This is a genomic window from Shinella granuli (assembly GCF_004341885.1).
Taxonomy (GTDB): domain Bacteria; phylum Pseudomonadota; class Alphaproteobacteria; order Rhizobiales; family Rhizobiaceae; genus Shinella; species Shinella granuli.
In genome coordinates, this window is sequence record NZ_SLVX01000036.1 from 19,540 (window position 1) to 27,768 (window position 8,229).

Annotated in this window: 9 protein-coding genes; 2 read left to right on the forward strand and 7 right to left on the reverse strand. The window is 60.9% G+C overall.

The features are described 5' to 3' along the window. Window positions 1-2: 2 nt before the first annotated feature. Together EV665_RS29305 and EV665_RS33215 are read left to right on the forward strand one after the other, a co-directional pair. Complete coding sequence (locus EV665_RS29305; RefSeq protein WP_133036849.1) at window positions 3-2,900, forward strand: Tn3 family transposase; 2,898 nt, start codon at window positions 3-5, stop codon at window positions 2,898-2,900. A 105-nt stretch (window positions 2,901-3,005) separates the two neighbouring features. After that, window positions 3,006-3,335, forward strand: a complete 330-nt coding sequence (locus EV665_RS33215; protein ID WP_342636244.1) for a hypothetical protein — start codon at window positions 3,006-3,008, stop codon at window positions 3,333-3,335. A gap of 728 nt (window positions 3,336-4,063) precedes the next feature. Here EV665_RS33215 and EV665_RS29320 read toward each other — a convergent pair. From EV665_RS29320 to EV665_RS29350, 7 genes are all read right to left on the reverse strand, one after another. Next, the gene (locus tag EV665_RS29320) at window positions 4,064-4,381 is read right to left on the reverse strand and encodes a helix-turn-helix domain-containing protein (RefSeq protein WP_133036850.1); all 318 of its coding nucleotides are present in this window, start codon (window positions 4,379-4,381) and stop codon (window positions 4,064-4,066) included. Next, entirely contained in the window at window positions 4,359-4,748 is a 390-nt protein-coding gene (locus tag EV665_RS29325; protein ID WP_133036851.1) for a type II toxin-antitoxin system RelE/ParE family toxin, read from the reverse strand. Before EV665_RS29325 ends, EV665_RS29320 begins: the two co-directional genes overlap by 23 nt. 52 nt (window positions 4,749-4,800) lie before the next feature. Continuing rightward, the gene (locus tag EV665_RS29330; RefSeq protein ID WP_133036852.1) at window positions 4,801-5,130 is read right to left on the reverse strand and encodes a stability/partitioning determinant; all 330 of its coding nucleotides are present in this window, start codon (window positions 5,128-5,130) and stop codon (window positions 4,801-4,803) included. Next, window positions 5,127-5,798, reverse strand: a complete 672-nt coding sequence (locus EV665_RS29335) for a ParA family protein (protein WP_133036853.1) — start codon at window positions 5,796-5,798, stop codon at window positions 5,127-5,129. The genes EV665_RS29330 and EV665_RS29335 overlap by 4 nt, the downstream gene beginning before the upstream one ends. A 281-nt stretch (window positions 5,799-6,079) precedes the next feature. After that, complete coding sequence (locus EV665_RS29340) at window positions 6,080-6,952, reverse strand: helix-turn-helix domain-containing protein (protein WP_133036854.1); 873 nt, start codon at window positions 6,950-6,952, stop codon at window positions 6,080-6,082. A 194-nt stretch (window positions 6,953-7,146) separates the two neighbouring features. After that, window positions 7,147-7,359, reverse strand: a complete 213-nt coding sequence (locus EV665_RS29345; RefSeq protein ID WP_133036855.1) for a ribbon-helix-helix protein, CopG family — start codon at window positions 7,357-7,359, stop codon at window positions 7,147-7,149. Between the two features lie 105 nt (window positions 7,360-7,464). Then, on the reverse strand, window positions 7,465-8,034 hold the full coding sequence (locus tag EV665_RS29350; protein WP_133036856.1) for a recombinase family protein: 570 nt from the start codon (window positions 8,032-8,034) through the stop codon (window positions 7,465-7,467). Between the last annotated feature and the right edge of the window lie 195 nt (window positions 8,035-8,229).

Here is an 8,229-nt window from a genome sequence, read left to right on the forward strand (position 1 = left end):
GGATGCCGAGACGACATATTCTCACCGAGCGACAGCGCTCGGCACTGCTTGATCTGCCTATTGATGAATTGTCATTGCTTCGGCATTACACACTGGGGGACGACGATCTTGGACATATCCAGGAACGCCGCAGGCCGGAGAACAGGCTGGGGTTCGCCCTGCAGCTTTGCGCGTTGAGATATCCAGGGCGCGCGCTCGCTCCGGGCGAGGTGATCCCGCATGAGGTCCTGTCGTTCATCGGGGCTCAGCTCGGCGTCCCGGCCGATGCGCTTCTCACCTATGCCGCCCGGCGCCAGACCCGCCAGGAGCATATGGAAGCGTTGCGTGAGATCTACGGTTACAAGACCTTCTCTGGTCGTGGTGCTCGTGATCTGCGGGACTGGCTTTCCGATCAGGCGGAAGATGCCCGCTCGAACGAGGATCTTGCCCAGCGCCTGGTCGCACGTTGTCGTGAAACTCAGACGATCCTGCCAGCAGTATCGACAATCGAGCGACTATGTGCGGACGCGCTGGTCGCTGCGGAACGGCGGATCGAAACGCGAATTGCGGAAAGGCTCGATGATGACGCACGCGAACGGCTTGATGGACTGCTGACCGAATTGCTCGATGCAAATGTCAGCCGTTTCATCTGGCTTCGCCAGTTCGAGGTCGGAAACAACTCCGCAGCAGCGAACCGGTTGCTCGACAGGCTGGAGTTCCTGCGTGGTCTTGCCCTCGATCCTCAGCTTCTCGCCAGTATCCCGCCGCATCGTATCGCTCGCCTGCGTAGGCAGGGCGAGCGATACTTTACCGACGGCTTGCGAGACAACAGCTCGGACCGGCGTTGGGCGATCCTTGCCGTCTGCGCCGTGGAATGGGAGGCGATGATCGCCGATACCGTGGTCGAAACCCATGACCGGATCGTGGGAAAGACCTGGCGCGAGGCCAAACGGCTGCATGACGAGCGTATAACCGACTCCAAGGCAGCGGTCACCGATACGCTACGCGCCTTCACCGCTCTGGGAGCCGCACTCCTCGAAGCCCAAAACGATGGTTTGCCGCTGGAAATGGCGGTCGCCAAATCGCCGGAATGGGGCCGGCTCGAACTACTGGTCGCGACCGGCGCCCAGCTCAGCAATACGCTGGCGGACGACCCATTGGCTCATGTCGGACAAGGATACCACCGCTTCCGGCGCTACGCGCCGCGCATGTTGCGGTGCCTGAAGCTCAAGGCAGCATCGATAGCCCAGCCCTTGATCGCGGCGGCAAAAGCCATCGGCGAAATGCAAGCGTCACCATCGGCGACAGACAGCTTCTTGCGACCGAATTCGAAATGGCACCGCCATTTGAGAGCACAAGACCAGGGCGACAATCGCCTCCGTGAGGTGGCAGTCCTGTTCCATCTCCGGGATGCTTTCCGATCCGGTGACATCTGGCTCGATCATTCGCGCCGATATGGCGATCTCAAGCAGGTCCTGGTGCCATTGACTACAGCAAAGACCAACACCAGACTCGCCGTTCCCCTCGATCCGCAGCTTTGGCTGACAGATCGCAAGGCTCGGCTCGCCGATGGTCTGAAGCGGCTGGCACGGGCCGCGCGCGACGGGACCATCCCTCGCGGCAGCATCGAGGATGGCACGTTGCGGATCGACCGGCTGACGGCTGATGTTCCGGACAGTGCCGAGGAACTGATACTTGATCTCTATCGCCGGATGCCACCAGTTCGGATCACCGACATCTTGCTGGAGGTCGATGCAGCGCTCGGATTCACCGAAGCCTTCACTCATCTGAGAACCGGGGTCGCATGCGGTGACCAGATCGGCCTGCTCAACGTGCTGCTCGCAGAGGGGCTGAATCTGGGACTGCGCAAGATGGCGGAGGCCACGAACACCCATGACTACTGGCAGTTATCGCGGCTGGCCCGCTGGCATGTCGAAAGCGAGGCAATGGACCAGGCGCTGGCGATCGTGGTGGCTGCGCAGGCAAAGCTGCCGATGTCCCGGTTCTGGGGCATGGGGACGACCGCATCGAGCGATGGCCAGTTCTTCCCTTCAGCCCGGCAGGGCGAGGCCATGAACATGGTCAACGCCAAATATGGAAATGAACCCGGCCTCAAGGCTTACACTCACGTCAACGACCAGTTCGCGCCGTTCGCATCACAAACTATTCCTGCGACAGTCAGCGAGGCCCCATACATCCTGGATGGCCTGCTGATGAATGAGACAGGTCGGCAGGTTGGAGAGCAATATGCGGATACGGCAGGGTTTACCGATCACCTGTTCGGGACCAGTGGCATGCTCGGATACCGCCTTGTCCTGCGCATCCGCGATTTACCCTCGAAGCGCCTTTACGTGTTCAATCCAGCAGGGACACCTAAGGATCTGCGCAAACTGGTCGGCGGCAAGATCCGCGAGGAATTGATCATCGCGAACTGGCCCGACCTGTTTCGATGCGCCGCGACCATGGCTGCTGGCAAGATCAAGCCGAGCCAGTTGCTCCGCAAGCTTGCCTCCTATCCTCGCCAGAACAATCTGGCGGTTGCGCTGCGTGAGGTTGGCCGGGTGGAGCGGACACTCTTTATTATTGATTGGATCCTCGACACGGACATGCAGCGGCGTGCTCAGATCGGCCTCAACAAGGGCGAGGCCCACCACGCTCTCAAGAATGCGCTGCGTATCGGTCGCCAGGGTGAAATCCGTGACCGCACCACCGAGGGCCAGCATTACCGCATCGCCGGGCTGAACCTGCTCACCGCAATCATCATCTACTGGAACACCCTCCATCTCGGCCACGCGGTCGCAGAGCGCCGGAATGAAGGACTTGATGTGCCGCCCGAACTTCTGGCGCATATCTCTCCGCTGGGTTGGGCACACATATTACTGACCGGCGAATATCTCTGGCCCAAGGAAGCAACTGCTTAGAGTGTCATTCCGCCCCCAGCCGGAACCGACCCCTTTATCATTGCGTCCTGCTCGTGGTGACGCTCTACAGCCCGAAATCGCACCGGCTGACCTTCCTGCGCTCCCATGCGGAGCGCACTGATCCCAGGCTTATCGAAGCATGGCCGCGCGACACCAGTTTCGCCCGGCGCTGCTTCGCCACGGTCGATCGGGCCTATATCGGCGCTCGATATTCCCCCGAATACGTCAATTACCGGCGAGGAATTGGCCTGGCTGGTCGATCGCGTGAAAATCCTGCTCTCGATCGTCGCCACCATCAGCGCCGAACACCTCCAACCGGAAGGCAAGCCAGGGAGCTGGACCTATGACAACATCGTTGCGGCCGAAACCGCCATCGAAATTCTGAGCCAGGCACGCGGCATGGGTCTCGGCACTGCTGCGCACGATCAAGGATGACGATCCGGCCCAGGCTAGGATTCTCCGCACCAAGCGCCGCGAGTTGGTGACGCTGCTCCGCTCGATCCGGCCCGACGATCCGGATGCCGCCAAGGCCGTCGCCGCCACCTGGGGGCCACGTATCAAGGACGATGCCCCGTTCTGGCGGGAGCTATAGGGGAGCGCATGGCGATGATCGATGAAACCACGGACATTATGATACGTTGGCTTTCACCATCGGTCTGATCCTAAAGAGCGACGAAAGGGAACGGCATCGCATCGCCCTAGCTTATCAGGAAGCTCAAACGCTGGTCGCGTCGATCGCCATTGGACAATGGCGATGCCAGGCCCCGGGTTACAGCATGTTTCGAGCACTACGAGACTTATCGAGCCGCCGATGACATTGAAGCGGCCGGCTGGATGCTCACCGCCATAGAAACGCGATTACGCCAACGTCCTTGGGGTGGCGCTTCGGATCGAACCATTGCTTGCCATCCTTTTCGCTAAGCCACGGACTCCCGAACCGCCGGCTTGCTGGCGGTTCGTCATTGGTCAGGTCCACGCTCCGCAAGGCCGCGCGCTCGCGACGGTGCTCCCGCTGCTTATAGGGCTTATCACTCGTCGCCGTAGTGATACCGCCTCCGGGATTTTTCCGCCTGGAACGGGCCATGAGAATCTAGATCGCCTCCGGATCGCTATATCTGCTAGTAAGCAGCTATCTATTTCTTGCCGCCAACCTCGACGGTCCTTCAGGCGATTGCTTGAAGCCCTCTTTTCTGAACAACGGTCAGCAACCGCAGCGCCGGTCCTCCGGGCTTCTTCACCCCGCGCTCCCAATCCGACACCAGCCCCTTGCTCACATTGAGATAGCGGGCAAAAACCGGCTGCGAAATGTGCTCGCGTTCGCGAATCGAGCGAATTTCTTCAGGGGTCAGCGGCTCAACCGCCGTAAGGCAACCCTCATCAAATTCCCGCATCGTCTGCTTATCGATAGCGCCGGACTCGTAGAAGCCTTCCATCATTTCATGGACGGCTGCTAGAGCCTCACTCTTGTAAACCTTGGTCATCGCAATTCACCTCTAGCATTCGCCCCGCAGCGACTTCCGCGTCCATTTGCACATCTGTAAATCCCAGGACCAGCTTTGCGGCCTTCTTGAAGATAACTTCTTCCGCATCATCGAGATTCGCCATGTCACTCTTGGCGAACCCAAACGCGAAAACTGCTCTAGTCTGCGTCCGGAAGAAAATCAGCGTTCGGAACCCGCCAGACCTACCAGCTCCGGGCCGCGCAACGCGCTGCTTGATAAGGCCGGCCCCTAGATCAGCGTCTATCAGGCCGCGTTCGGCGCGCTCTACGGCCTCACAAAGCATCGCGTCGGAGATTTTCTCCTTCCGCGCAAACTTGTGAAACCGGCTGCTTTTAAAGACCCTCACGCGATTTCCTCACCCGCCAATATATGACACCTAGCGTTACACTTCAAGAGATTTAGTCCGTATCGTTGAGCGCCGCCATAGCTCGCTCGATCGTCTCGGCAAGCGTGATCTCGTGACGATCGGCATAGGCATAGATCGCTTCAAGGGTATCGGCGCGCAGCCGGGTCGCAAACTGCTCCGTGCGGCCTGTCTTGCGCCGCGCGCGACGTGTGGGCCTGGTCGGGGCTGTCAGCTCGAAATCCGGTGCCTTCGGGGTCTCTCGGAACCCGGCCGCCCTCGTGGCCGCCTTGATCGCGTTCGGATCGAGTGGCGGGGCCGCTGCTGGCGTCTCTAGTTCATCGCCAAAGTCCAGCGTGGCCCGTTTCTTTTCCTCGCCAGTCATGCGACCCCTCCCCTAACGGCATTGATGACGGCTTGCGCGTATTCGCGGGCGTTTTCCTTGGCGCTGTCGAGGCCCGAAACATCGGACGTTTCCAGCTCGTGAAGCGTTCCGCCCAAGGAAAACAGCGTGCGGAAGGCTGCGCGATCTATCAGCGTGGCCGAAAGGACCGGGATCGACGCGCCGGCGAACTGCCGGTCAATATCGCGCGCCGTGCGCTCGCGGATGGCCGGAGGGACGCGCGTAAAGAACACGCGATATGGGATTTCGCGGTTCGCCACACGCCACATTTGGCGCACCAGCTTGACCGATTTTGCCGCCTCGGCCGCGTCGAGGACGGAGCTTTGCAGAGGAATCAGGACCAAATCCGAGCGCGCGACCGCAAAGCCGATCCGATCGGTCGCGGTGCCCTCAAGATCGACAATGACGAAATCCGCTTCCGCTCGCGCGTCCTCGATCGTGTCGATGATGGTTTCGGCCGAGTCATCAACTATGATCCGGAGCGCACCGGGCAACTCCCGCAACCGCGACCAAGCTTCAAGCGGCCTATTGGGGTCCGCGTCGATCAACGCGACCTTGCGGCCTGCAGCGGCAAGTTCGCCGGCCAGCACAACGGCGGAGGTCGTCTTGCCGACCCCGCCCTTGCTCGAAACAAACGATATGACCGCCATGCGCCCTCCGAAAATTTGATAACAAGGAGAATGTTAGCAGCTTTCTTTTTATATGCTGTTAACATTCGGCTTTCAAGCTACTTATAAAGAGCTATCAGTTTTCTAGCGGCTAGAGATTTATCACTGTCATTTCCGCTTGCTTTCTCTCGAAAGCCCATGCGGCGCTTGCCGCAGGCGCAAGCGTTGCGGTTTTACAGTGAGGTTTCCGCTTCCCGATCCGCCCTATAAGCGGATCGGAACCGCCGCAGGGTCGCGTAAGCGGCCCGAACAGCGGCGTCCGCTTATGTTTGCTCTCTTAGATAAAGATCAGATTGGGATTCTGTCTGCTTGGCGGACTCACGCTCTTGCAACGACTTCCCAAGGCGGGCGAGCGCCTGCCCAAGTGGATTGTCTCCTACGTCGAACAGCGCCAGCTCGCCAATATCGAGGCTGGCCCTGTGCGCCTCGATGACGGCTTTGCGCTCGGCCTCGACCTGCACATGATCGTCGGGCGGGGGAGGGGCCTTGCCGAACCGCCCAAGGAACCGCAGGGCCTTTTCCGGCAGGGATAGGCGATAGGCGTTGCTGGCCTGCTGCACCTGAGGGCCACTCTCGTTGCCGGTCGGCTCGTAGCGCCGCAGCCAATCGAGGAAGCCATGCGCGCGCAACGCCTTCAACGCCCGCACCACGGCGTCACGCGACCGGCGCACCTTGCCCATGATCGTATCCAGGGACGGTTCAAGTCGGCCGGTGCGGAAGTCCACCAGATTGACGAACAACTCAAGCACCTCGATCGCGACCGATCCGAGCGGCCCGCTGCGCGCGCCCTTCTGGCGCTCGGCCAGCTCGTAGCGTTTGGCGGCTATAAGGATTTTCTGCGTCTCCTGGCGGTTGGTCGGCCGCCATATCCGGCCCTCGGAGCGCCCCTTGAAATGGCTGTGCCGGCGAACCGGCGTCGGGCAACGTTCGGGGGGAGGGGGCATGACCAGACTGAACGTGCCCTGTCCCGATTCCCGTAGGGCCGCCCTGCGATCATGGGCGAGGGTGGAAAGCTCCCCGGCCTCGTCGTCGGAGAGCTGGCCGGTTCCGTGCCGGGTCCAGACTTCCCGCATGATTTCATCAAGCGCGTGCCCGCGCGCGCAGCCGATCGCGGCCGCGATTTGCGTCCTCAACATCTATCCTTCGTCCTCCGTTCGGGAGGGCATGCCGGGTGTAGACGGCGGACAAAGTTTCACCGTTCCCGGCAACACTCACTCTTGCCGGGTGGCTCACTCTCGACTATGTTGGGGGCTGCTCAGGCTGGCCCAACAAAGCCGGTTCCGAAATCCGAAAACCCCTTGCTGCTGCGAACGGCTAGGGGTTTTTCATTTCATGCCCTCGTCGTTTCTTTCTCGATCAGCAACCTCAATGCTTCTTCGATGATTGGCGCACGACCCGGCACGCCTCGGCGCTCCTTGATCCGGTCGATTGCCTCGACAAGATCACCCGGAACGTAGGTATTCAGCGCCACGCGACCGGCCGCCGCTTGCCGCGCCCGATGGGCGGCAACGTCCTTCCGAATCTTTTCCGTGTTCTGCTTCATGCTTACAAGTAAGCAGCCGATTCCCGCGATTCTGCAACCCCTTATGTCTAAGGTGCGGAAATATCGCGCATATCGGACACTCTGGCGGGTAAGTCGGCGGGGCCTTCAGGGTCGATTTGAAACCGACGCACCAAGCGCCCGGTAGAGGGTAGAGCGATGCACGCCCAGAAGCCGGGCGACCTCAGGCACTGACTTTTCCTCCCGGTCGATGAGCTGACGCGCATGCGCGATCTGCTCGGCCGACAGGGCAGGGGAGGGGCCAAACCGCACACCTCGGGCCTTCGCCGCGATCCTGCCGGCGCTCGTGCGTTCCACGATCAAGGACCGCTCGAACTCGGCCATGCCGGCGAACACGGTCAACACCATGCGACCGGCCGGCGTCGTCGTGTCGGCCCACGGCTCGGCCAGGGAGCGCAGGCCAGCGCCAGCCTCCTTGATCCGCTCCGCTATCGCCAGAAGGTCGGCCGTCGATCGGGCGAGGCGGTCTAGCCTGGTGATCGTAACCACATTGCCGGGCTGCAAATAGTCGAGCATCCGGGCCAGCTCGGGCCGGTTGCGCTTCGCCCCGGAAACCTTTTCCTCAAAGATACGGACGCACCCGGTCGCGCCAAGGGCGGCGCGCTGCTGGTCGAGGTCCTGGCCCTGGGTGGAGACGCGAGCATAGCCGATCATCATGGGGGCGGATTCCTGTCGCAAATTATGTCGCAAGTCTCTTACTACTTGCGACAAAGACATGCGACGCAAAAGCCCCTGATTTTCGGGGGGCCGCCGACCTGGCGTCACGACACGAAAGTGGAGAATCTGTCCGACTTTTAAGAACGTATCCGGAATTCAGGTTGGTTTAACCGTGGATGTCGTTGCTTTTTCGGC

Excerpts from the sequence above, each read along its gene's own strand:
- EV665_RS29335 (WP_133036853.1), bottom strand. The coding sequence starts at position 5,798 with ATGGCGGTCATATCGTTTGTTTCGAGCAAGGGCGGGGTCGGCAAGACG.
- EV665_RS33215 (WP_342636244.1), top strand. The coding sequence starts at position 3,006 with ATGCGGAGCGCACTGATCCCAGGCTTATCGAAGCATGGCCGCGCGACA.
- EV665_RS29340 (WP_133036854.1), bottom strand. The coding sequence starts at position 6,952 with ATGTTGAGGACGCAAATCGCGGCCGCGATCGGCTGCGCGCGCGGGCAC.
- EV665_RS29305 (WP_133036849.1), top strand. The coding sequence starts at position 3 with ATGCCGAGACGACATATTCTCACCGAGCGACAGCGCTCGGCACTGCTT.
- EV665_RS29330 (WP_133036852.1), bottom strand. The coding sequence starts at position 5,130 with ATGACTGGCGAGGAAAAGAAACGGGCCACGCTGGACTTTGGCGATGAA.
- EV665_RS29320 (WP_133036850.1), bottom strand. The coding sequence starts at position 4,381 with ATGACCAAGGTTTACAAGAGTGAGGCTCTAGCAGCCGTCCATGAAATG.
- EV665_RS29350 (WP_133036856.1), bottom strand. The coding sequence starts at position 8,034 with ATGATGATCGGCTATGCTCGCGTCTCCACCCAGGGCCAGGACCTCGAC.
- EV665_RS29345 (WP_133036855.1), bottom strand. The coding sequence starts at position 7,359 with ATGAAGCAGAACACGGAAAAGATTCGGAAGGACGTTGCCGCCCATCGG.